Source organism: Sulfitobacter sp. LC.270.F.C4, from assembly GCF_032922545.1.
Taxonomy (GTDB): domain Bacteria; phylum Pseudomonadota; class Alphaproteobacteria; order Rhodobacterales; family Rhodobacteraceae; genus Sulfitobacter; species Sulfitobacter profundi.
In genome coordinates this window covers 2,505,934-2,529,834 of record NZ_CP136692.1, presented here as the reverse complement: position 1 = coordinate 2,529,834, position 23,901 = coordinate 2,505,934, and the positions used below count along the sequence as shown (strand labels likewise).

16 protein-coding genes and 4 tRNA genes are annotated in these 23,901 nt (G+C 63.1%); 7 read left to right on the top strand and 13 right to left on the bottom strand.

Going from position 1 to position 23,901, the window contains the following annotated elements; all coding sequences use genetic code 11:
- Positions 1 to 43: 43 nt before the first annotated feature.
- Entirely contained in the window at positions 44 to 2,911 is a 2,868-nt protein-coding gene (locus R1T45_RS16210) for a hypothetical protein (RefSeq protein WP_317389596.1), read from the bottom strand.
- Positions 2,912 to 3,080: 169 nt separating this feature from the next.
- Here R1T45_RS16210 and R1T45_RS16205 point away from each other — a divergent pair, with 169 nt between their 5' ends.
- Positions 3,081 to 3,782, top strand: a complete 702-nt coding sequence (locus tag R1T45_RS16205; RefSeq protein WP_317389595.1) for an SIMPL domain-containing protein — start codon at positions 3,081 to 3,083, stop codon at positions 3,780 to 3,782.
- A gap of 51 nt (positions 3,783 to 3,833) precedes the next feature.
- On the opposite strand, the gene R1T45_RS16200 is transcribed toward R1T45_RS16205, so the two are convergent.
- Together R1T45_RS16200 and R1T45_RS16195 are read right to left on the bottom strand one after the other, a co-directional pair.
- Positions 3,834 to 5,126: an O-acetylhomoserine aminocarboxypropyltransferase/cysteine synthase family protein gene (locus tag R1T45_RS16200; RefSeq protein WP_317389594.1), complete on the bottom strand. Its 1,293-nt coding sequence runs from the start codon at positions 5,124 to 5,126 to the stop codon at positions 3,834 to 3,836.
- A gap of 77 nt (positions 5,127 to 5,203) precedes the next feature.
- Entirely contained in the window at positions 5,204 to 6,208 is a 1,005-nt protein-coding gene (locus R1T45_RS16195; RefSeq protein WP_317389593.1) for a hypothetical protein, read from the bottom strand.
- Positions 6,209 to 6,301: 93 nt separating this feature from the next.
- Here R1T45_RS16195 and R1T45_RS16190 point away from each other — a divergent pair, with 93 nt between their 5' ends.
- Positions 6,302 to 6,877 (top strand): hypothetical protein, encoded by a 576-nt coding sequence (locus R1T45_RS16190; protein WP_317389592.1) that lies wholly within the window; start codon positions 6,302 to 6,304, stop codon positions 6,875 to 6,877.
- Between the two features lie 585 nt (positions 6,878 to 7,462).
- On the opposite strand, the gene R1T45_RS16185 is transcribed toward R1T45_RS16190, so the two are convergent.
- Positions 7,463 to 7,546: transfer RNA gene (locus R1T45_RS16185), tRNA-Tyr, on the bottom strand.
- Between the two features lie 112 nt (positions 7,547 to 7,658).
- Between R1T45_RS16185 and rlmB the strand changes: the two genes are divergently transcribed.
- Positions 7,659 to 8,435: a 23S rRNA (guanosine(2251)-2'-O)-methyltransferase RlmB gene (gene rlmB / locus R1T45_RS16180; protein ID WP_067626569.1), complete on the top strand. Its 777-nt coding sequence runs from the start codon at positions 7,659 to 7,661 to the stop codon at positions 8,433 to 8,435.
- Between the two features lie 257 nt (positions 8,436 to 8,692).
- Here rlmB and R1T45_RS16175 read toward each other — a convergent pair.
- From R1T45_RS16175 to R1T45_RS16150, 6 genes are all read right to left on the bottom strand, one after another.
- Positions 8,693 to 8,767, bottom strand: a tRNA-Gly gene (locus R1T45_RS16175).
- 156 nt (positions 8,768 to 8,923) lie between these two features.
- Positions 8,924 to 8,998 (bottom strand) — tRNA-Gly (locus tag R1T45_RS16170).
- 133 nt (positions 8,999 to 9,131) lie between these two features.
- The gene (locus R1T45_RS16165) at positions 9,132 to 9,500 is read right to left on the bottom strand and encodes an MAPEG family protein (protein ID WP_317391111.1); all 369 of its coding nucleotides are present in this window, start codon (positions 9,498 to 9,500) and stop codon (positions 9,132 to 9,134) included.
- Positions 9,501 to 9,622: 122 nt separating this feature from the next.
- On the bottom strand, positions 9,623 to 11,296 hold the full coding sequence (gene ctaD, locus R1T45_RS16160) for a cytochrome c oxidase subunit I (protein WP_067622408.1): 1,674 nt from the start codon (positions 11,294 to 11,296) through the stop codon (positions 9,623 to 9,625).
- A gap of 186 nt (positions 11,297 to 11,482) precedes the next feature.
- Entirely contained in the window at positions 11,483 to 12,163 is a 681-nt protein-coding gene (gene lipB / locus R1T45_RS16155; RefSeq protein WP_317389591.1) for a lipoyl(octanoyl) transferase LipB, read from the bottom strand.
- A 46-nt stretch (positions 12,164 to 12,209) separates the two neighbouring features.
- Positions 12,210 to 12,893, bottom strand: a complete 684-nt coding sequence (locus tag R1T45_RS16150; protein ID WP_317389590.1) for a DsbA family oxidoreductase — start codon at positions 12,891 to 12,893, stop codon at positions 12,210 to 12,212.
- A 220-nt stretch (positions 12,894 to 13,113) separates the two neighbouring features.
- Between R1T45_RS16150 and R1T45_RS16145 the strand changes: the two genes are divergently transcribed.
- The 3 genes from R1T45_RS16145 to R1T45_RS16135 all read left to right on the top strand — a co-directional run bounded on the left by R1T45_RS16145 (position 13,114) and on the right by R1T45_RS16135 (position 19,649).
- Positions 13,114 to 13,199 (top strand) — tRNA-Leu (locus R1T45_RS16145).
- 295 nt (positions 13,200 to 13,494) lie between these two features.
- A complete protein-coding gene (locus R1T45_RS16140) occupies positions 13,495 to 15,309 on the top strand; it encodes an autotransporter assembly complex family protein (RefSeq protein WP_317389589.1) in 1,815 nt (604 codons plus the stop codon).
- Positions 15,309 to 19,649 carry a translocation/assembly module TamB domain-containing protein gene (locus R1T45_RS16135; RefSeq protein WP_317389588.1) on the top strand — a complete coding sequence of 1,447 codons (4,341 nt, stop codon included), beginning with the start codon at positions 15,309 to 15,311 and terminating at the stop codon, positions 19,647 to 19,649. The genes R1T45_RS16140 and R1T45_RS16135 overlap by 1 nt, the downstream gene beginning before the upstream one ends.
- Positions 19,650 to 19,685: 36 nt before the next feature.
- Here the strand turns inward: R1T45_RS16135 and R1T45_RS16130 are convergent, their stop codons facing one another.
- A complete protein-coding gene (locus R1T45_RS16130; RefSeq protein WP_411041316.1) occupies positions 19,686 to 20,222 on the bottom strand; it encodes a flavin reductase family protein in 537 nt (178 codons plus the stop codon).
- 263 nt (positions 20,223 to 20,485) lie between these two features.
- Here R1T45_RS16130 and R1T45_RS16125 point away from each other — a divergent pair, with 263 nt between their 5' ends.
- Complete coding sequence (locus R1T45_RS16125; protein WP_120350712.1) at positions 20,486 to 20,992, top strand: DUF992 domain-containing protein; 507 nt, start codon at positions 20,486 to 20,488, stop codon at positions 20,990 to 20,992.
- An 86-nt stretch (positions 20,993 to 21,078) separates the two neighbouring features.
- On the opposite strand, the gene R1T45_RS16120 is transcribed toward R1T45_RS16125, so the two are convergent.
- Positions 21,079 to 21,651 carry an MOSC domain-containing protein gene (locus tag R1T45_RS16120; protein WP_317389587.1) on the bottom strand — a complete coding sequence of 191 codons (573 nt, stop codon included), beginning with the start codon at positions 21,649 to 21,651 and terminating at the stop codon, positions 21,079 to 21,081.
- A gap of 58 nt (positions 21,652 to 21,709) precedes the next feature.
- A complete protein-coding gene (acs, locus tag R1T45_RS16115) occupies positions 21,710 to 23,665 on the bottom strand; it encodes an acetate--CoA ligase (protein ID WP_317389586.1) in 1,956 nt (651 codons plus the stop codon).
- Positions 23,666 to 23,901: the final 236 nt, after the last annotated feature.

The window sequence follows — 23,901 nt, the reverse complement described above, 5'->3', positions numbered from 1 at the left end:
CGGCGCCCCGTTTTGCGCGCGGTTGCGGGCAGTCGAACCGGCGTTAGTTCGGCATCTTCAGCACGACATTGCGGCCCCGGCGGACATAGCGCAACTCGCTGTCGCCGATCGCCGAGACGCGGCCCCCATCGATCCGGTCACCCACCTCAACCTTTTGATAGCGCCCATTGCTGAGCCGGACCAAGGCGCGGCGGTTCGATGGTTTGCCGTAGACCCCGATCAGATTGACGTCCCGCAGGTTGATCGCATTCTTCACCGTGGCCTGTTTCGCGACCGAGGTTTTGGACGGAAAGCGCGGCTGCACCGCTTTAGGGGCGACGCTGGCGACCTGTGCGGGGGCCGAATTGCGGGCGGCGCGTCTCACGATCCGGTCAAAATTGCGGGGCCGCGTATCGGGGCGGCGTGATTGGGTGGTGGCCTGTTTCGTGGCGTTCTGGATCGCCGGAGGCGTGGCAAGTGCGGCGGCAACGGCGCCGCTGGTGTCAATCGGATCAACGGTCACTTCGGGCGGGGCGGCCGCGACAAGCGCTTCTTCTGCCTCTTCCTGAACCGACTTTGGCCGCAACTGCGGGCGCAGGCCCGCCAGTTCGGAGCGCGTCAGCCCATCAAGCTGCGCACGTTCGGTGGTTTCTTCCAGATCATCGGGCCGGTCGCGGGGCCGGGCCTCTGCCAAGGCGTTATCGACCTCCGGGGCCACCGGTTCGGCCTCTGGCCGGGTCAGTGTGGCGGGCGGCTCGGCGGAGGGGCGACCAAGGTAGACCAGATGCCCATCGGGGCTGAGCGCCCCTTGCGCTGAGGGTTTGACCAAACCGCGGGCGTCCAGCGCAAATTGTGTGCCTGCCGCTACGGGTGAGCTGACCGCGCCGGGGGCCGTATCGGTGCCAAAGGCATCGACCGAGGGCAGGGCCACGGCATCTGTCGTGCTGCTGATCGGGTCGATGCTGGTGAGGTAAAGATCGTCGATATCAATTGCCGCCGCCGGGGCCGGGGGCACGTCCGGTGCGCGGGCCCAGATGCCGGTGGTGGCATATTTGGCGTCAATCTCGGCCTCGGTCATCTCGGTCAGGGGGCGCGGCTCGGGGTCGCGCAGGGCGTCGAGCACGGCACCGTCTTCATCGGTCAGACCGGCGTCCAACGCGGCGGTTTCAATCGCGTCCGGCTCAGCTGGTTCAGGGGGCAGCACGGCGATTTCTTCGTCGATGCTGGGCGTTTCCGCAGGTGCCAAGGCTTCGGCGGTGCTGCGCGGGCTGCGATCGCCAAAGAGCCGCGAAAGGGCGCTGCCCTCGTCAAGGAAGATCGAGGCCCAAGCGGCGACACCTGCAAGGAAAACCAAGAGCGCCGCTGTCAGGATCAAGCCAAGGAAACGCGGCTTGCCGCCGACTTCGTTGCGGCGGCGGGCGCCGAAAACGGTCATTCGATCGGCTTCTGACGCGGGGGGGGCGGTGGCCGCGGCGGCGGAGGCCGACCGACGGTCTTTCGATGCCTTGGGCTTACGACGGCTGAGGAAGGCCCCACCGGAGGAGGGCGCTTCGGGCGTCAGAGAACTGCTGTCGGGCTGGGGGGCTGCGGCCACTGCCGCGGCGGCGGTGGCTGCCGGTTCGACGGGCATCTGTGGCGCCAGCGGGGCCGCGGCGGGCGAAGGCGCGCCGACGGGCAGCGACGGTGTGCTGGGCGCGGGTGCGGGCGATGGTTCCGGCTTCGCGGCGGGCGGAGGCGGCGGTGTCGCGCGGCTCGCACCACCAAGGCTGGGTGCACTCTCACTCCCGCCACGGCGGCTTGCGAAACCGGCAGCAGGGGCGCTGCGCGACGGCGGGGCAGAGAAATCGACCCTGCGCGAAGGCTCAGACCGCGGGGCGGCGGGCGGCTTGGCCTGTGCTGCGGCCGCTGCGGCCAGTGGCGCAGCGGAGGCCGCAACGCTGCCGCTGGCGGGGGGCGTCGATAGCGGCGCAGCCTCAGCCGGTTCTGCGGCGGGCGCAGGGGCATCCAGCGCGGGTAGGTCCTCTTCCACTGGCGGTGGCGTTTCTTTTGGCGTGGGGGCCAGTTCAGCCTCTGCCGCGGGGGCTGACGCTTCTGTTTCCTCTGCCGCAGGGATCACTGCCGCGTCCAGTGCGGGCAGGTCTTCCTCAAGGGGCGGGGGCGTCTCTTTGGGGGTCGGCTCCAACGCCGCCGGGGGTGTTTCCGGCGATTCCTCGGGGGTGGCCAACTCGGGCAGGTCTTCCTTTGCCAGCGGCGGTGTCTCTTCGGGCGTAGCTGCGAGATCAGGTTCCGCCACGGGCGTATCGGCCACCGGTGTGTCTGCCACTGATGTGTCGGCCACGGGCGTCGTCTCATCCGTGTCCACGATCGGCCCCGCAGGCGCGCTCATCACGCCGGAGATCACGATGGGCTCCGCTTCGGGAGTCACGGTTTCGCCGGGGTCCAAAAGCGCCGATGCGGCTTGGGTCATGCCGAAATGCGGCACGCCTACAAACGCCTCGGCGGCAGGGGCGGCGGCAAAGCTGACAGGGTGGAAACGGTGCTCCACCGCAAAGGCTTCGGCCTCTTCCAAGGTTTCGCGGGCCACGGCGGCCACATGGCTTTGCGCGCCATCGGCGTGGACGTCGAACACCAGATCAGCCACCGGATAGGGCGTTGCCCCCTCAAGCGCCTCAGCCGCTGCGGCATGGCGGGCGGCGGGGTCCATTCCGGTGGTGTCGATGGCCAGATATTTGATCTGCGCGTCGGGGATCAGGAGCAGGCTTCGCAGCCCGCCGGGCTCTAATGCCGTCGCGGTTTTGCGCAAGACCGCCAGTTCCGCCGCCAGATCGGCGCTGTCGAGCGCCACTTCACCAACAAGCTGCCAGCCGCCCGATGTGCGGTGGAGCAAACGAATGCCGTCGAACGACAGGGAGAGGGTAAAATTCGGCTTCATCGGGGTCGACTTTAGCATGGGGTCGGGCGCACTTACAGACGCGCCGCAGTCTTCGCGAAGGATAGAGCAGGAGTTCGCCCAAGGGAAGGGTGCGCGCCGCGCAGGTGCTTGTCAGCGGGGGCCCGCAATGGGCAAATGGCGGCGCATTGATGCACGGAAAGGAGCGAACATGCGACTGATGAATTGGGTGGCACTGGCGTGGATGGCGGGGGCGGGGCTGGTCTCGGCCCAGCAGGGACCGGAAGAGGGGATTATCGTCACCGGCCAAGGCAGCATCGCCGCCGTGCCCGACATGGCGACGATCACGCTGGGCGTGACCGAAGAGGCCGAGACCGCCAAAGCCGCGATGGACAAGGTGACCGAAGCGGTATCTGCGATCCTGACCCAGCTTGACGCGCAGGGCATCGCGGCGAAGGACCGTCAGACCAGCCGCTTCTACCTGCGCCCCGTGCATGACCGCCGCCCCGTCGAAAATGGCGCCCCGCCGCGCATCACCGGCTATCAAGCGGGCAATTCGGTGACCGTAAAGGTCCGCGATCTGGACCGGCTTGGTGCGATGATGGACGCGGTGATCGACGAAGGTGCGAATGATTTCAACGGCTTGGAATTTGGTCTTCAAGATCCGAAAGACGCGCTGGCAGAGGCGCGCAAAGCCGCGGTTGCCGATGCCACCGAACGCGCCCGGCAATTGGCCGATGCCGCGGGGGTGAAGCTGGGCACGCTGATCCGCATGACCGAGAATTCGCATTCCCAGCCTAAGATGTTCGAGGCCGCCCGCATGGGCATGGCGATGGACAGCGCTGTGGCCGAAGGCGAGGTCGAGCTGCAGGCCGAGGTCTCCATGACCTTCGCGATTGCGCCGGGGCAGTAAGCCGCCTTGGATGGAAAATCCCCCGCCGAGGTGATCGGCGGGGGCAAAGGTTTAGCTGGTCGCTTTGGTCAGCGCCTGATCCAGATCGGCGATCAGATCGTCGGCGTCTTCTGTCCCGATTGAGATCCGCACCACGCCCGGCCCGGCCCCTGCCGCTTCTTGCTGCTCTTGCGTCAGCTGGCGGTGGGTGGTCGATGCCGAGTGGATGATCAGCGAGCGCGTATCGCCCAAGTTCGCCACATGGCTAAAGATTTCAAGGCTGTTGACCAGTTTCACGCAGGCGTCATAACCGCCTTTGACCGCAAAGGTGAAAAGCCCGCCGGCGCCCTTGGGGCAGACCTTTTGCATCCGCTCGTGATAGGGCGAGGATTTCAGCCCGGCGTAGGTGACGTAATCAACGCGGTCGTCCTGTTCGAGCCATTCGGCAACCTTGACCGCGTTTTGCACATGGCGGTCCATCCGCAGTGACAGGGTTTCGATCCCCATCAGCGTGTAATGCGCCGCCTGTGGGTTCATCGTCATGCCCAGATCGCGCAGCCCGATGGCGATGCCGTGGAAGGTGAAGGCCATAGCGCCAAAGGTCTCGTGGAACTTCATCCCGTGATAGGCTTCCTCGGGCTGGCTAAGCGAGGGGAATTTGTCATTCGCGGACCAGTCGAACTTCCCCGAGTCCACCACGCAACCGCCCATCACGGTGCCATTCCCGGTGAGGTATTTTGTTGTGGAATGGACGACCAGCGTGGCCCCATGCTCAATCGGGCGGCAGAGGTAGGGCGTGGCGCTGGTGTTGTCGATGATCAGCGGAATGCCAGCTGCATCGGCCACATCGGCGATGGCACGTACATCCATGATATAGCCGCCGGGGTTGGCGATGGCCTCGCCAAAGACCGCGCGGGTGTCATCGTCGATCGCATCGGCCACGGCCTGCGGATCGTCGAAGTCGACAAACTTGCAGGACCAGCCAAAGCGTTTGATCGTATGGCTGAACTGCGTGACCGTGCCGCCATAAAGACGGGTGGAGGCGACGATATTCTTGCCCGGTCCCATCAGCGGGAACAGCGCCATGATCTGCGCCGCGTGACCCGAGGAGCAGCAGACCGCCCCCACACCGCCTTCGAGCGTGGCAATCCGCTCTTGCAGGACGGCGTTGGTGGGGTTGGTCAGGCGCGAATAGATATAGCCGACTTCTTGCAGGTTAAAGAGCGCCGCCGCGTGATCGGCATCGCGAAAGACATAGGCCGTGGTCTGGTAGATCGGCGTCTGCCGCGCACCGGTGGCCGGGTCGGGTGTGGCGCCTGCGTGAATCTGCAACGTGTCAAAATGATGATTGGGGCTATCGGCCATCGGTCTGTCCTCTCAGAAAAATGGATTTCGCGCAGCCTAGGCGCAAAGATCCATCCAGACAACGGGGGACGGTTCGCTCAGCGCATCCAAAAGCCGTTGGATTTGATCCGGTTGCGGATCGCCTGTTCGCGGCGCGGCAGGTTGTCTTGATCAAAGAGCGCGCGCACCTTTGCGCCGCGCCCCTGATAGACCATCCGCTTGAACGCATCGCGCTGCTTGAGCAGCTTTTTCATCTGGTTGGGGGCGGTGATGGTCTCTAGAACCTCAATCGCATGGTCGCTTTCGCGGGCATAGAGCAGCGGCAGAAACCGGTAGTGGCAGGTCACCGTGCCATCCAGCAAGCCAGAGGGCAGGGCATCCCGCCCGCCGCCGAGGGCGTGGATCACCAGTGGCAGCACGATTTGGTCGAGCCATGGGTCGAAGCTCTGCGCGCAGAGTTCCACAGGAGGATCATCCCGTACCGCCAGCGCATAGCGCAGAAACAGCGCGCCAAATTCATGCGGGCAGCGGTAGTAGAAGAACCCGGCGTTAAAATAGAGGTAACGGCGCCAATATTCATCCGGCTGGCTCAGGTCGAGGCTGCTGGCGAAGTTGAGGTCAAACTTGTCGTAAAGCGACTTCCAGAGCGCGGTATAGCCCGGTCCGTAAAGCTGCGGCTCGGGCCATGTCCCTTCGCGCCGCAGGGAGGCCGAGGGCCGGTCGAAATCAAAAGGCACGGCGGCCAGATCGCCAGTGATCAGCGTGTCTGTGTCAAAGAAAACAAAGGGTTCACCCGCGGGCAGGCCGCTGAGCATCTCGATTTTGTTGCCATAGGGGTAGGCGCTGCCGAAATGCTGGCTCTCGAAGGGGATGAACTCTGCTCCGAGGTCGGTCAGCGCCTCACGCAGCGCGGTGTCGATGATGCGCGGGTCGTTGTCCCAAAGCGGTCCGGGCTGCGGCTCGGCGATCAGCAGGCGGCCTTGGAACTGCGGGCAAGAATGGCGCAGGGAGGCGGCAAAAAGCAACGCTTCATAGGCCAGCCGGCCCTGCTGCCCCACGATGACGACGTTGAAAGTTTGCGGGATACGCGAATTGCGTGTCATACTTGGGCAAGGCCTTTTGGTTTTCGGCCAATATAGGGGCAGGCGTCTCTTGGCAAAAGCCAGCAATTTGAGCGGCCTGCGGGAGGGTTCGGAATGTTCGATTTTGTCTTCGCCGTGATCGCGATCAGCCTTGGCGGACCAGCCGCCCCTTTGGAGGGGGTTGGCCGACCGGATGCACCGATGACGGTGCAGGCCCCGGCGCGGCCCGCAGCACCGGCCAGTCCGGCGGCGCCTCTCGCACCCGCAGAACCGCCGCGGGCATTTCACATGGCTGCCGTGCCCCCCGGATTGGTTGCCGAAGATCAAACCCCCACGGGCCGGTTCACAACCGCCGCAGAGGTGAAGCCGATCCTGAACGCGACGCGCGGCAATTGGATCGCGGTGCGGGAGTATGATGGGCAGGACCTCGTCTATGTCACCCATCTGTGGAGCTGGCGCTGCGGGCTGGCCGCCATGGCAATCGCGGTCAACGACGCGCCGATGCAGAATTGGCCGATGCCCCCCTGTCACGAGGCGCTGCCTTCGCCCAATGCGATTCTGGATGATGATCCGCAGCCGTATCTGACATTCGACCTCGGGTCTGTTCAGACGGTTCGGGTTCAGTTGGTATACGACGATCTGAGCATGGAGCTTGAGGCGTTTTCGCGGGGGGACGTGCTGATCCCGTGAGGCGGTTACGTTGCCGTCGCGCGCAGGATCGATCCGGGGGATCGATCGGTGGCCACGGGCGTTACGCTCGCGTGGTTCCGGGGTCATCTACGGAGGAGAAAGTGGTGGGCGACCCTGGAATCGAACCAGGCGTGCGTCTCCGCGAGGGAGCCGCAGGCGGGCCCTGCCACATGGCTGAAGCACGCAGGATCGATCCGGGGGATCGATCGGTGGCCACGGGCGTTACGCTCGCGTGGTTCCGGGGTCATCTACGGAGGAGAAAGTGGTGGGCGACCCTGGAATCGAACCAGGCGTGCGTCTCCGCGAGGGAGCCGCAGGCGGGCCCTGCCACATGGCTGAAGCACGCAGGATCGATCCGGGGGATCGATCGGTGGCCACGGGCGTTACGCTCGCGTGGTTCCGGGGTCATCTACGGAGGAGAAAGTGGTGGGCGACCCTGGAATCGAACCAGGCGTGCGTCTCCGCGAGGGAGCCGCAGGCGGGCCCTGCCACATGGCTGAAGCACGCAGGATCGATCCGGGGGATCGATCGGTGGCCACGGGCGTTACGCTCGCGTGGTTCCGGGGTCATCTACGGAGGAGAAAGTGGTGGGCGACCCTGGAATCGAACCAGGCGTGCGTCTCCGCGAGGGAGTTACAGTCCCCTGCCACACCTTGCGGCCTGTCGCCCACTTTGTCCTGTGCATTGCACCTGACGTGGGGGCGTGATTACAAGCGACCCAAAGAAGCGTCAAGGCGAATTCCTGAGAAATGTTGGGGAAATCGCACGAAAGGATAAAGAGATGAAGAAACCCAAATGGGTCGTGCAAAAAGAGCAGGACAAGAAGGCCGAAGCGGCGCAGACGGTCTGGCTTTTTGGCCTGCATGCGGTGCGCGATGCGCTGATGAACCCGAACCGCGAAAAACTGCAGCTGATGGTCACGCCGAATGCCCAAGCCAAGTTGGAGGATGCCATCGCAGAGGCGGGAATCACGCCGCAGGTCGTCGACCCGCGCAAGTTCCGCCCGCCGCTCGATCCCAACTCCGTCCACCAAGGCGCGGTGCTGGAAGTGAAGCCGCTGAACTGGGGCCGGTTGGAGGATGTCGCCATCGGTGATTCCGCACCGCGGCTGCTGTTGCTCGACCGGGTGACCGATCCGCACAACGTCGGCGCGATTCTCCGCTCGGCTGAAGTCTTGGGCGCTTCGGCGGTCATCGGCACCAAGCACCACTCCGCGCCTGAGACCGGCGCGTTGGCCAAGACCGCCAGCGGCGCGTTGGAGCGTCAGCCCTATCTGCGGGTGCGCAACCTCGCTGATGCGATCCGCGCCCTGCAGGATATGGGGTATCTGGTGCTGGGGCTGGATGGGGAGGCCACCCAGACCATCGAGGGCGCGGTAGAGGGCCGCCGTGACCGCCCTGTGGCGCTGGTTCTGGGGGCCGAGGGGCCGGGGCTGCGTGAGAAGACCCGCGAGACCGTGGATGCGCTGGTGCGGATCGATGCGGCTGGCGGATTTGGGTCGCTCAATGTCTCTAACGCCGCGGCGATTGCGCTTTATGCCAGCCGGGTCGGGGGCTGAGAATCGGCAAGAACTGGCTCAAAACCGGGCAGGGGGCGGGGCCGCAGGGTCCGGCCCCTTTGAAAACGGCCAAGGGTTCCTAAATTTAAAGGTGACCGCAGGCCCGGAACGCCTGCCGGCCACCTACTGTCCCTCGTTCCGTACCTTACGCCCCGTGTTCGTCATGGGGCGTTTTTTTATGTCATGGTGGACGCGAGATACACAAAAGCCGCCCCGAGGGGCGGCTTTGCGTTTCCTACGGGGTGGTAGGATCAACCTGGAGCGGGCGAGGCGATTCGAACGCCCGACCCTAACCTTGGCAAGGTTATGCTCTACCCCTGAGCTACGCCCGCATCCGGTTGGTGAGGGGGGAATACCCATTCGCGCGGGGGGCTGCAAGAGGTAAAATGCGGCGGCTTGGCCGGGTCCATGCGATTTTTCTGGCATTCGTCACGGGCCTGAAAAACACAAAGGGCCGCATCCGAGGATGCGACCCTGTGAAGACCAGATGGAGCGGGCGAGGCGATTCGAACGCCCGACCCTAACCTTGGCAAGGTTATGCTCTACCCCTGAGCTACGCCCGCTTACCGTCTGGTGAGGGCGAAATACCCATTGGGGCAGGGGGCTTCAAGAGGGAAATGTGGTTTTTGGCGGAAAAAGTTGCGCAGGGCGGGGGCGCTGCCCCCGGACCCCCGCGGGTATTTGAAAAAGGATGAATTAGAAGAGGGCGTGACCCAGTAAACCGAGGGCCGAGGCGGCGATCATGGCGAGGGTCAGAACCATACCGACCTGGCGCAGGATGAATTTTTGCGGGGTGGCGGCAAAGCCTAGAGGATGCAGGATGCGGCCTGTCAGCAGCGCGAGGCCAAGGGCGTGGACAGCCAGTGCGGGGGCGCCATTGGCTTCGGTCAGCGCCAGCAAGATCAGCGCGATGGGCATGTATTCTGCGGCATTGGCCTGTGCGCGCATGCGTTTGAGCAGCGCCTTGTCTCCGGTATCGCCGAGAGAGATGCGATTGACCCGCCGGTAGGCAATCACATGCCAGCTGAGGCCGAGAAAAACCAGCGCACAAAGGGCGGCGTAAATCGGAGTGAGGGTGAGAGGCTTGGGGTGACCTTTGTCTGGGGCTTTCGCTGAGTGTGACAGTGCAGCGGTGCAAAAGAAAAGGCCCCGCGTGTGGCGGGGCCTTTGAAATTGTGACGCAGCGCTTAGTGGCTGTGCTGTTTGTCCCAGTCTTCCTGCTTTGGAAGCTGCTCGAACGTGTGTTCGGGCGGCGGGCTGGGCAGGGTCCATTCTAGCGTATCCGCGAACTCGTTCCATGGGTTGTTCGCCGTGGAGCGGGCGCCGCGTGTCAGCGTGTAGGCCATGATCCCGAAGAAGAACAGGAAGGAGGCGAAGCTGAGGAAGGCGCCGATCGAGGACCACTGGTTCCAGTAGGCGAATGCCTCGGGGTAGTCGATGTAGCGGCGTGGCATGCCCTGACGGCCCAAGAAGTGCTGGGGGAAGAAGGTCAGGTTGGCGCCGATGAACATCGCCCAGAAGTGCAGTTTGCCTGCCCATTCGGGGTACATACGGCCTGTCATCTTGGGCAGGTAGAAGTAGATGCCTGCAAAGATGGCGAAGACGGCACCGAGCGACATCACGTAGTGGAAGTGTGCCACGACGTAGTAGGTGTCGTGATAGGCACGGTCCACAGCGGCCTGGCTCAGCACGATGCCGGTGACGCCACCAACAGTAAAGAGGAACAGGAAGCCGAAGGCCCAAAGCATCGGAGTTTTAAACTCGATAGAGCCGCCCCACATGGTGGCGATCCAGCTGAAGACCTTCACCCCTGTTGGCACCGCGATGACCATGGTGGCCAGCATAAAGTAGGCCTGCTGGTTCAAGGTCATGCCCACGGTGTACATGTGGTGCGCCCAAACGACGAAGCCCAGAGCGCCAATCGCGATGATCGCCCAGACCATCGGCAGGTAGCCGAAGACCGGTTTACGCGAGAAGGTCGCGATGACGTGGGAGATGATGCCAAAGCCGGGCAAGATGATGATGTAAACTTCGGGGTGACCAAAGAACCACAGGATGTGCTGGTAGAGGATCGGGTCACCACCGCCTGCGGGGTCAAAGAAGGCGAATCCGAAGTTGCGGTCCATCAGCAGCATGGTGATCGCGCCCGCCAGTACCGGCAGGGACAGAAGGATCAGCCAGCTTGTGACGAAGATCGACCATGCAAAGAGCGGCACTTTGAACAGGGTCATGCCGGGGGCACGCATGTTCAGGAAGGTGGTGATCATGTTGATCGCACCGAGGATCGAAGACGCACCCGAGACGTGGACCGCAAAGATCGCGAAGTCCATCGACATGCCTGCTTCACGTACCGAGAGCGGCGGGTAGAGCACCCAGCCCACGCCGGACCCCAGTTGGCCATTGCCGCCCGGTGTCAGCAGCGAGCAGACCGCCAGCGTTGTACCGGCGACATAGAGCCAGAAGCTGAGGTTGTTCATCCGTGGGAACGCCATATCCGGCGCGCCGATTTGCAGCGGCATGAAGTAGTTGCCGAAACCGCCAAAGAGGGCGGGAATCACGACGAAGAACATCATCAGGATGCCGTGGCCGGTGATCAGCACGTTCCACAGGTGGCCGTTGGGCGTACAGGCGGCAGAGCTATCCGCGATGAAACGCGCGCCTTCCATACACATGTATTGAACGCCGGGGTTCATGAGCTCAAGGCGCATGTAAACGGTGAATGCCACCGAGATAAGACCGACCAAGGCCGAGACGATCAGATAAAGGATACCGATGTCTTTGTGGTTTGTGGACATGAACCACCGGGTAAAGAACCCCCGGTCGTCGTGATGATCTTGGCCGTGAATGGCTGCGTCTGCCATGCGGTGCCTCCTGCAAATGAATTGGACACATGGCGCCATAGGCGGCACATGCGGTGTTGCGCCCGTTTTAGAGCGACCGTCTCGCGGGGGCAATGGGCGCGATGGTCGCAGGGAGGGTATTTTTTCCGCTGCGGCTATCGACGTATAATCGGGTTCTAACGCCGCTTGGCGCGCGCTTTGCCTCTCTCAGGAGGCGATGTCGCAGCTGCCAGAGGGGTCATTGGCAAAGACATCATCGAAGGTGGCGCGCAGGGCCAGATCGACATCGTCCATCGTCACGGGCAGACCCAGATCGACCAATGAGGTCACCCCATGGTTCGTGATGCCGCAGGGCACGATGCCGCCAAAATGGCTGAGATCCGGTTCAACATTGATGCTGATGCCGTGAAAGCTGACCCATTTTCGCAGCCTGATTCCAATCGCGGCGATCTTGTCTTCGGCGGGGCTGCCATCGGGCTGGGCGGGTTTCTCGGGCCGCTGTACCCAAACGCCGACACGCCCGGGGCGAACCTCGCCGCGCAGGTTGAATTCATCCAATGTGGCGATCACCCAATTTTCAAGCTGGCGCACGAAACAGCGGACATCGCGGCCCCGTGCGGCGACGTTCAGCATCACATAGGCCACGCGCTGGCCCGGTCCGTGATAGGTGTACTGCCCGCCGCGCCGGGTGGGATAGACGGGAAAGCGGTCCGGCTCTGTCAGGTCTTCGGCACGCGCCGAGGTGCCCGCGGTGTAGAGCGGGGGGTGTTCTACCAGCCAGATGCATTCCTCGGCTTCGCCCGCGGCGATGGCGGTGGCGCGCGCCTCCATCCACGCCTCGGCGGTGCGGTAATCGGTCAAGCCGTCGCTGATGATCCATTCAACCATAGGGATGCCTTAGCAAGACCCGCGCCGCACCGCCAGAGGCTCTGCGTTAGGCGGCGGCGTCACGTTCTTCCAGAACCTTGCGGAGCATCTGGGCATAATTATCGGCCCCCTGTGCTCCGGTAACGAGGTATTTGCCCTCAAAAATCATCGACGGCACGCCGGAAATGCCGCGGGAGGTCCAGAATTGCTGTGCTTCGCGGGTTTGTTCGGCGAAGCTGCCGCTGCTAAGCACCTCCAGCGCCTCGGTGCGGTCCAGCCCGACGGAGGCCGCGACATCGGCCAGCACCTCGGGATCATTCACATTGTGCCCTTGCGTGAAATGCGCATCGAAGAGCGCCATTTTTAGCGGGTGTTGCAGCCCCTTGGCCTGCGCCCAAGTGAGCAACTGATGCGCGGCGAATGTATTTTGCATCCGCGTGTCGTCGGAAAAGTTGAAGGCAAAGCCCAAGTCGCTGCCCATCTGAGCCAGCCGCTTGCGATTCTCGACCGATTGCGCGGGGGTGGATCCATATTTCTCGGCCAGATGTTCGGCCATGTTTTGGCCTTCGGCTGGCATCTGCGGGTTCAACTCAAAGGGATGCCAGCGCAGATATGCGCCCACGCCGACCGCGCCGAGCGCTTGTTCCAGTTGTTTATAGCCAACGATACACCAAGGGCACATGACATCCGACACGATGTCGATCTGCACGGTGGGGGCGTCAGTTGAAGGCGTGGCGGTATCTGCGGGCATGAAGTGTTCCTTGTTGCTTGGTCCACAGATGGCTTGCCGGACGCGGCGTTTCAACGTCTGAGGTGTCAGATTGCAGGGCATTAAAGGGATTGTGATCAGCGAAGTGGCCGCGGGAACGTAGGGGCTTAACCCGCTTTCTGAAACTCACTGAAAAATTTTGCCGATTGCCTCTTCACAAGCCCTTGGTCTTTGGCTAAACCCCGCCCACCAACCATGGCGTGCGGTCGTGGCGGAATGGTAGACGCGCAGCGTTGAGGTCGCTGTGGGGTAACACCCGTGAGAGTTCGAGTCTCTCCGACCGCACCACCATGCTTTGCAATGGCAAAGCGATGGTTGGATCACCCAAAAAAGAAAACTCGTTTCAGCCCTCGTCTCTCGTCGCGTGCAGACTACACTTTGCTGCGCGGTATTTTGCCGATTTTGCGGTCCGCTTCTGTGCGAGACGGGCGAACAGGGCTCTCATACCGCTATTGCCCCGGCAGAATGTTTGCAGCCAAGGCGGCAATGCCGTTTAACGGTTGATGAGAAAAAGGCTCGTGCTGAGCGGGCTAAGGAAAACCGGCGCGAAAACCGGGGTGACGAAACGCAAGGAGGGTAGCGCGTGGCGCAACAAGGGCAGACTCAAGGGGCGGCGTATTGTCTCGCTCTTGGACTTCTTCTTGGTGGGGGGGCTGCGGCGCAGGCGGCAGAACTGGCCATCACCGGTATCGACGATGATTCAGAGCTTTATGCCACCCTGCGCGACGGGTCGCTGCTGGCCGAGCAAACCGATGAAGATGCCGAACCGGCCACGCCGCAGGAATTGGTCGCCGCAGCGCAGGCGGACTATGGCAGGCTTTTGGCGCTGCTTTACGACAATGGGTATTTCGGGCCGACGCTTAAAATCACATTGGACGGCGTCGATGCCGCCGCGATTCCCCCGGTGCAGCCGCCGCGCCGCATCGACCGCGCCGTGATCACCGTGGACCCGGGGCCAAAGTTCCGCTTTGGCGCGGCCCGTATCGCGCCTGTTGCCCCCGGTACCGAACTGCCGGAGGGTTTCGCCAGCGGCGAAACTGCGAGCCTTGGTGTGCTCAAGGAAACCGTCTCGGCCGGGGTCGGCGGCTGGCGCGATGTGGGCCACGCAAAGGCGGAATTGGCCGATCAGGATCTTGTGGCCAAACACCGTGAACGGCAGATCGACGCTGCCTTGCGGATCGCCCCGGGACCAAAGCTGCGCTTTGGTGCGCTGACCGTGACCGGCAACGAAGACGTGCGCACCGCCCGCCTGATTGAGATCGCGGGCCTGCCGGAGGGAGAGGTCTTCTCTCCCGAGGAGTTGGAACTGGCCACCGAACGGCTGCGCCGCACCGGCGCTTTTGATGCCGTGGCCCTGATCGAAGCGGATCGGATTGGCCCAAATGACACGCTGCCCATTGCCGCGCAGGTGACAGAAGCGCCCAAGCGCCGCTTTGGGTTTGGCGCGGAACTGTCTTCGCTCGAAGGGCTGACGTTGAGCACCTTCTGGCTGCACCGTAATCTGTTGGGCGGAGCCGAACGGCTGCGCTTGTCGGCAGAGATCGAAGGCATCGGCGGCAACTCGGGCGGCGAAGACTATACGCTCTCCGCTCGGTTCGAGCGTCCGGCGACCTTTAACGAAGATACCGATTTCTATGCGCTGGCGACGCTAGAGCAGCTGGATGAGGTGAATTACTTCTCCCGTCAGTTGGATCTGGAAGCGGGGATCGAGCGGATCGCCAACCAAAACCGCACCTATTCTGCGGGCCTTGGCCTGCGTGTGGCCGAGACAGAGGATGCCTTTGGCACCAACCAATACACCCTGCTGACCTTGCCGCTGGGGGCTGAGTTCGACTACCGCGACAAGGAACTGGACGCGACCGAGGGCTATTACATCGACGCTAATATCACGCCCTTCGTCGCGCTGTCGGGGTCTGAAAGCGGTCTGAGGACCTATTTTGATGCGCGTTACTACCGCAGCTTTGGAACCGAGCGCCCCGTGACACTGGCCTTCCGGGGGCAGCTTGGCTCCGTCGCTGGGCCGGACCTTTCCGAGGCGCCTGCGGATTACCTGTTTTACTCTGGCGGGGGCGGCACCGTGCGCGGGCAGCCCTATCAGTCGCTGGGGGTTGATCTGGCAAGCGGCGACACCGTGGGCGGGCGCAGCTTTGTCGGCCTCTCGGCAGAGGCGCGCGTGGCCCTGACCGAGAAGATCGGCGTCGTGGGCTTTGCCGATGCGGGCTATATCGGGTCAGAAGAATTCTACGACGGATCAGGCACTTGGCACTCCGGCGCGGGGCTGGGGCTGCGCTATGCCACGGGCATCGGCCCGATCCGTCTGGATGTGGCCGTGCCCACCTCGGGGCCGGAAGTTGATGAAGATTTCCAAGTCTATATCGGGATTGGACAGGCGTTTTAATGCGACAGTTTTTGCAGATTCTCACCGCCAGCTTTGTCTATCTGGCCTGCCTCACTCCGGCTTTTGCGCAGGATGACGACAAGGGTTTTCTCACCCGGACCATTCAGGATGCGCTGAGTGGCGCGGGCCGCACCGTCAGCATCGACGGGTTCTCGGGGGCGCTGAGTTCAGCAGCCTCCTTTGATCGGATGACTATTTCGGACGACGATGGCATCTGGCTGACGTTGGAAGAGGTGGTGCTGGATTGGAACCGCTCGGCCCTGCTGCGCGGACGGCTGGAGGTTGAACAGCTCACCGCCGGGCGGCTGGATGTCGAGCGTCTACCGGTCAGCAATGAGGTCGATCTGCCCGATGCCGAGGCCAAACCCTTTGCCTTGCCCGATCTGCCCGTCTCCATTGAAATCGCAGACTTTTCCGTTGATGAGATCAATCTGGGCGAGCCCATTTTGGGCGAGGCTGCGCAGCTTTCGGTCCGCGCCAATGCGCGGCTGACCGATACGGTTGGTATTGTCGATTTTCAGGCCCGCCGGACCGATGGCAAAAAGGGTGAGTTCGACATTCAGGCAGATTTCGACCGCACGGAAAATGTGCTGGATCTGCTGCTGAACCTGACCGAAGACCCCGAAGGCATCGCCTCGAAACTGCTGAACCTGCCGGGGCAGCCTTCAGTGCAGATGACCGTCGAAGGCGCGGGCCCGCTGGATGATTTCGCGACCGATGTGACCATCGCCACCAATGGCGAGGAGCGTTTGGCCGGACAAGTGACCCTTGGCACGCAGGCCCCACGCCGCGCCAGCGAAACCCCTGACCGTCGCATTCAGGCCGATATTGGCGGCGACATCACCGCGCTGCTCGCTCCTCGCTACCGCGAATTTTTCGGGGAAGACGTGCGGCTGGCGCTGGATGCGCTGCTTGAGAGCAACGGTGCTGTTGAGGTCAGCAGCTTTGCCCTTGCGGCGAATTCCGTCGATCTTGAGGGGCAGGTCACGCTGAACCAAGAGAAGTGGCCGACCCTGATCGACATCTCTGGCCGGATCGCAAACCCCGATGGCACTTCGACCCTGTTGCCGATTTCGGGTGAGGGCACGCGGGTAGAGGCCGTGACCCTGCGCGTGGATTACGATGCCGCCGATGGCGACCGCTTTGAAAGTGCGTTCGACATCACCGGGCTGGACACGGGCGCGCTGCAAATCGCGCAAACGCAACTGGCGCTTGATGGGATCCTCGAAGGCAACCTTGGCAGTTTGGGCCAATTCCTTGGCGATGTGACCTTTGCCACCGAGGGGCTGTCGCTGACCGATCCGGCCAGTGCCGAGGCCATTGGGGACGCGATCACCGGCAGCGCCGAAATCCGTTTCGTCGAAGGAGAACCGATTGAGATCAACGGGCTGACCCTGTCGGGAGAAGACTATGGCCTGACCGGCGAGGCGGCGATCGACGGGGTGGATACCGGGCTACTCACGCAGTTGAAGATGACGCTCGAAGCGCAGGATATCAGTCGCTTTTCCGCGCTGGCGGGCCGCGATATCGCGGGCGCCACGGCGCTTGCGCTGAACGGGACGGTCACGCCTTTGGGCGGTATGTTTGATCTGGCGATTGCGGGCGGGACGGATGACCTTGAGATTGGGATCGAACAGGCTGATGCGGTTCTGGCGGGGCGCACCAGCCTCAGCATGGTCGCAAAGCGCAATGAGACCGGGACTTATCTTCGTGATCTGGACCTCAAGAACGACGCGATTGATTTGACCGGCAATGTCGAGTTGCGCAGCGAAGACAGCCGCGCGGCTTTGGACTTTACGCTCGCCGATGTCGGGCTGGTTCTGCCGCAATACGAAGGCCCCATCGCGGTCAAGGCGACAGCGGTGCAAGAGACGCGCGGCTGGGTTGTCGATGCGGTCACCGATGGCCCCTATGACGCGGCGCTGACCGTGTCGGGCTTGGCCACGGGCGAGGACGCGCAGATCGATTTCACCGCAGATATCCCGCGGATCGAAGATTTCATACCTGACGCGGATATCACCGGGCCTGTCACGGCCAAGGGCGAGTTGCGCCAGACACCACAGGGCTGGGAGATCAACACCGACGCCAGCGGCCCGCTTGATGCGCAGGCCTCGGTCAGGGGGCTGGTCACGCCGCGCGTGGATGTGGCCTTTGACCTTTCGTTGCCCGATATCCAACCTCTCGTGCCGCAGATCAACGGCGGGGTTGAGGCCAGCGGCACGCTGGAGCAGACCGAACAGGGGTTTGTCGTCGATACCATCGCCAATGGCCCCTACGATAGTCGCGTTGCGCTGGAAGGGCTGGCAACCGGCCCTGACATGGCGCTGCGCTTTGACCTGACCTTGCCGGATGTCAGCCCGCTGGCCCCCGGCGTCAACGGGCCGCTTGCCGCGCAGGGCACCGTCCGCCAGCAAGAGGATGGCATTGCCGTGGATGTCGCCGCGACCGGCCCCTACGGCAGCAGCGCCGTGGTCGAAGGTCTGGCAACCGGCCCGAATATGGCGCTCAGCTTTGATCTGTCGGTACCCGACCTTAGCCCCATCGCCCCCGGTGTGAATGGCCCGCTTTCGGCCACCGGCGACATCCGTCAAACAGAAGACGGGATCGCCGTGGATGTGAGCGCCAACGGCCCCTATGGCAGCAATGCCATGGTCGAAGGGCTGGTCACCGGTGAGGTCTCAATGCGGTTCGACGTCTCCGTTCCCAACGTGAACCCGCTGGTGCCCAGCGTCACGGGTTCTTTCGCCGCGAATGGCGTGGCGCGCCAGACCGAAGCAGGTGTGGTGCTTGATGCAAGCGCCAGCGGCCCCTACGGCGCGCGGGCGACGGTCGAAGGCTTGGTGACCGGCCCCAATGCGGCGGTCGATTTCCAGCTGAACATGCCGGACATCGGCGCATTGGTGGAGCAGGTGAACGGCCCGCTGAGCGTCGCAGGCTCGGCCCGGCGCGAGGGGGAGGCATGGCGCATCGACACTAATGCCAACGGCCCCGCTGGCACGCAGGCGACCGTGGCTGGGTTGGTGAACCCCGATGGGACGCTGAACCTTGATATCGCGGGCAACGCGCCGCTCGGCCTGTCGCGTCCCTTCCTTGCCCCGCGCAACTTGCAGGGGCAGGCGCAGTTTGACTTGCAAATCAATGGCCCGGCGGCGCTGTCGTCGGTCAGTGGGCGCATCACCACCAGCGACGCGACGTTCACCGCGCCGAACCTGCGCGTGGCGCTGCGCGGGATCAATGCGGATATCCAGCTTGGCAACAACCGGGCGCAGTTGAACGTGACCGGTCAGGCAGTCGACGGCGGAGAGCTGCGTGTGGCGGGGGCGATCACCCTGACACCGGCCTTGCCTGCGGATATCAGCGTGACCCTGCGCAATCTCGTCTATGCAGACCCAAGCCTTTACAGTACCACGCTGAACGGCGACCTGCGGCTTGCAGGCCCCTTAAGCGGTGGGGCGCAGATCACCGGGGTGATCAACGCGGGCGAGACCAATATTCAGGTGCCCGCAACGGGGCTGACCTCAATCGGGGACATTCCGCAGATCACCCATGTCAACGCGCCCGCCGATGTTCTGGCAACGCGGCGCAAGGCCGGGCTGGAGGGGGCCGAGGCGGGGGAAGACCCTGCCGAGGATGCTTCTAGCCCCGGCTTTGGCCTGAACCTGCAATTGAACGCGCCCAACCGGATTTTCGTGCGCGGGCGCGGGCTTGATGCGGAACTGGGCGGCTCGCTCAACCTCAGCGGCACCACCAACCGCATCATCTCTGCCGGGCGGTTTGAACTGATCCGCGGGCGGCTGGATATCTTGGGCAAACGCTTCTTGCTCGACGAAGGCTCGGTCCAGTTTCAGGGCGATTTCATTCCCTATATCCGCTTTGTGACCTCGACCGATACCGAAGCGGGCGAGGTGCGTGTCATCGTCAGCGGCCCTGCGAATGAGCCAGAGGTGACCTTTGAATCCACCCCCGCCGCACCGCAGGATGAGGTGCTGTCGCAACTGCTCTTTGGTCGCAACATCTCGGAAATCTCGGCCTTCCAAGCGCTGCAATTGGCCAGTGCGGTGGCGACCCTTGCGGGCCGTGGCGGCGAAGGGGTGATCGGCAACCTGCGCGAAGGCTTTGGCTTGGACGATCTGGATGTGACCACCACCGACGACGGTGCAACGGCGCTGCGGCTTGGGAAATACCTGACCGACAATGTCTATACCGATGTCACGGCGGCCTCTGACGGGACTGGCGAGGTTTCCCTCAATCTCGACATTACCGAAAGCCTGACGGCCAAGGGCACGCTTGGCTCGGATGGCGACAGCAGCATCGGCATCTTCTTTGAGCGGGATTACTGAGAACGGGGGCGCCTTGCGGGGCGCCCTTGGCCGCGTTCAATCTGCGTCGCGCGGGGTAAATTGGCCATAGCGGCCTTGGTCGAACATCAGACCCGCCGCGCCATCCTCGCGCAGGGCGACCTGCTGCACATGGCCCAAAATCAGCGAATGATCGCCCGCCGGATGCACGGCGTAGGTGTTGCAGTGAAACCGGGCAAGGCAGCCCGAAAAGGTCGGCACGCCTGCGGCATCTTCGGTCCAGTCGAAACCGGAAAAGTCGTGACCTTGACCAGCGAACTGCTGGGCCAAATCCTCTTGATCCGCGCCAAGGACATGGATGCAGAACGATGCAGCCGAGGTGAAACTGTCGTGCCGTTTGGATGAGATCGCAGGCGACCACAGCACCAAGGGCGGCTCAAGCGAGACCGAGGCGAAGGAATTCGCGGTCATCCCCAAGGGGCCCTGTGCGGTTTTCACGGTCACCACGGTCACGCCGGTGCCGAAACGCCCAAAAGCACGGCGCAGGGCTGGGGCATCGCCGCTGTCGGGCGAGAAGGGGATCAGATCATCACTCATAGCGACAAGCGGTGCCATGTAGCGGCTGATTTGTCCAGCGGTGCCGGGGCGTTGCGCGCCCCGGCACCCTGCGCGGTATTTCGCCTCTGTGGCCACGGGCAGGAACCCCAGCCGGGGATGGGCGTTGGGTCTGCGATGAGAGGCATCATCGGCCCCTATCTGGTGTCGATGCTGGCTGTCTGAAAGGGGCGGGGCAGGTCATCTGCGCCGCCTGTCCAAGGCACCCGAATGCCGTTCAAAGCAGAAAAGGCGCGCAACGCCGCGCCGGAAAGTGACAAAAGATGATGCATGCAACCAAACTGACCCTCGGCGCCGCCCTCTTGAGCGCCACCGCTTTCGGTTCCACCGCGATGGCCGATGACAATGAGACCGTAGACCACGCTGAGATCGGGTCGCTGTCTTGCGATGTGGGCGATGGCACCGGCTTTATCTTTGGCTCCACCCGCGAGCTGACCTGTACCTTCAACCCCATCGAAGAAGGTCTCGAGGATGAGACCTATGTCGGTGAGATCAACCGCTGGGGCGTCGATATCGGCAAGACCCAGAACGGCCAGATGTCTTGGCTGGTGTTGGCCCCAACTGAGCAGGAATATTACGAAGGCGGTCTGAACGGCAGCTACAAGGGTGTCTCTGCTGAGGCGACCGTTGGTGTCGGCGCAGGCGCCAACCTGATGACAGGTGGCTCGGAAAACACGCTGGCGCTTCAGCCGCTGAGCGTGAACACCCAGACCGGCGTGAACTTTGCTGTGGGCGTGGGTGAGATCAACCTGCAGCGCGTCGAAGGCTAAGCCCGCGCAAGGCGAGAGCCGAGCTTACAAATATGAAATGAACGTAAGGCCGTCCCATGGGGGCGGCCTTTGCTCTTTGCCAAGCCTCAAAGTTTAACGAGCTGATCGCCGACCCGCACGGTGCCATCTTGCACGATCTTGCACAGAATACCGCGCAGGCGGTGGGGGCGGTTTTCCTTTCGGTTGATCCAGCGCAGGCTGTCTTGGCCATATCTGTCGCGCCATTTGATGCAGCCGGTATTGAACTTGTCGCTCACCTCGAGCACCGCCGATCCGGCCTGTAGCCGTGTGCCGACGGGCAGATTCTCATGGCTAAGGTCCATGTCAACGATCATCGTATCGCCGGGGTGGGGCGTGTTTGCGCGGTCGCGCCAGCACAGGTCCATGATGCGTTTGGGCAGGATCGAAACCTGTATCCGCGGGTCGGGGCTGCCATCGGGCAGGGTCAGCCAAGGTTTCTTGGTCCAACGCTCGCCACGGATGCCTTCGCCGACGGTCAGGTCCAGCTGATCGGGGTGGTCTCGCAGGCCGTAATCAGAGCGGAAACAGAGCTGCTCTATGACGGCGCCATCCTTGGGCGCGGCGAGGATATCCGGCAGGGCGGCGTCACATTCCGCTGCTGTGGCGGGCGGCAGTATCTGGGGGGCGGTTTGGTCCATGTCTCTCCTTCTTAGGGCATGGCGCGGGGGCGGGCAGCCACCCGCGCCGTGCCAAGCTTTAGCGGTTCATTCTGTTGTCGATAAGATCATCCACCACGCTGGGATCCGCCAGCGTCGATGTATCCCCCAGGGCGCCATAATCGTTTTCGGCGATTTTGCGCAGGATGCGGCGCATGATCTTGCCCGAGCGGGTTTTTGGCAGGCCGGGCGCCCATTGGATAAGATCGGGCGAGGCGATGGGGCCAATCTCTTGCCGGACCCAGTTGCGCAGTTCGCTGCGCAGATCATCGGAAGGCTCTTCACCGCTCATCAATGTGACATAGCAATAGATGCCCTGACCTTTGACCTCATGCGGGTAGCCGACCACGGCGGCTTCGGCGACTTTGTCATGGGCGACCAGCGCGCTTTCGACCTCGGCGGTGCCCATGCGGTGGCCTGAGACGTTGATCACATCATCGACGCGGCCCGTGATCCAGTAGTCGCCATCGGCATCGCGTTTGCAGCCATCGCCGGTGAAATAGTAGCCGGGATAATCCGCAAAATAGGTTTTCTCGAACCGCTCATGATCGCCCCAGACGGTGCGCATCTGGCCCGGCCAACTGTCCGCGATGCAAAGCACGCCTTCGGCTGGATTGCCCTCAATCTCTTGACCCGAGGTTGGGTCGAGCACCACGGGTTTGATCCCGAAGAACGGTTTCATCGCGGCCCCCGGTTTCATGTCATGAGCGCCGGGCAGGGGGGTCATCAGATGACCGCCTGTTTCGGTCTGCCACCAAGTGTCGACAATGGGACAGCGGCCTTGGCCGACGACCTCGTGATACCAGTTCCACGCCTCGGGATTGATCGGCTCACCCACGGTGCCAAGGATGCGCAGCGACGACAGATCGCTTTTGGTGACGAATTCTTTGCCCTGCCCCATCAGGGCGCGGATTGCTGTGGGGGCAGTGTAGAACTGGGTGACCTTGTGCTTTTCACAGACCTGCCAGAAACGGCTGGCGTCTGGGTAGGTCGGCACCCCTTCGAACATCAACGTGGTCGCGCCATTGGCCAGCGGGCCATAGACGATATAGCTGTGCCCGGTGACCCAGCCCACATCAGCGGTGCACCAATAAACATCGCCATCGTGGTAATCAAAGGTCACCTCATGGGTAAGCGCTGCATAGGTGAGATAGCCGCCGGTGCTATGGACCACGCCCTTGGGCTGGCCGGTGGAGCCAGAGGTATAGAGGATGAACAGCGGGTCTTCGGCCCCCACGGCTGTCGGCTCGCAGGTGTCGGCGGCCTGCTCGGCCAGTACGTTGTAATCGCGGTCGCGGGCGTCGTTCCATGCCACATCCCCGCCGGTGCGGCGCACCACGAGGCATTGCACGCTGGCGTCGCACTGCGCCAGCGCCTTGTCGGCATTGGCCTTGAGCGGGGTGGCCTTGCCGCCGCGCGGGGCCTCATCCGCGGTGATGACGACCTTGGCCTCAGAACCATTGACGCGGGCGGCCAGCGCATCCGGGGAAAATCCGGCAAAGACAATCGAGTGGATCGCGCCGATCCGCGCGCAGGCCAGCATCGCATAGGCGGCTTCGGGGATCATCGGCATGTAGATGATGACCCGGTCGCCTTTGCCCACGCCCAGATCGCTTAGCACATTTGCCATGCGGCAGGTGGCGCTGTGCAATTCGCGGTAGCTGATGTGTTTGGCGGCGTCCTCGGGGCTGTCGGGCTCCCAGATGATCGCGGTCTGATCGCCGCGCGTCTCAAGGTGGCGGTCGATGCAATTGGCGCTGACGTTCAATTCGCCATCCGCGAACCAATTGATGCTGACTGACCCAAGGTCAAAGTTCACATCGCGCACTTGGGTAAAGGGTTTGATCCAGTCGATCCGCTGCGCCTGTTCGCGCCAGAACTCCTCGGTGTCGGTGACCGAGGCGTGGTACATCTTGTCATAGGTCTGCGCATCCACATGGGCGCGGGCGGCCATGTCGGCGGATGGCGGATAGGTCTTTGCGGTGGCGTCGGACATGGTGGTTCCTCCCTTGATGTTCGCGTCTTGCCACGGGGCGCAGATCTCACCCGGCTGCCGTGGCCTCCTCCTGAGCTGGATCATAGCGGCCCGTGAAAAGAAGTGAATAAGCAACTGGAATACAAGGGCTTGCCTGTAAAGGTTTTTCCCAATTGGCGGGGTATCTGTAAATTTTCCGATCTGTGCCGGGGAATGACGCGCTTTTTCAATGCCTTGGCAGTCAAACCCTGCCCAAC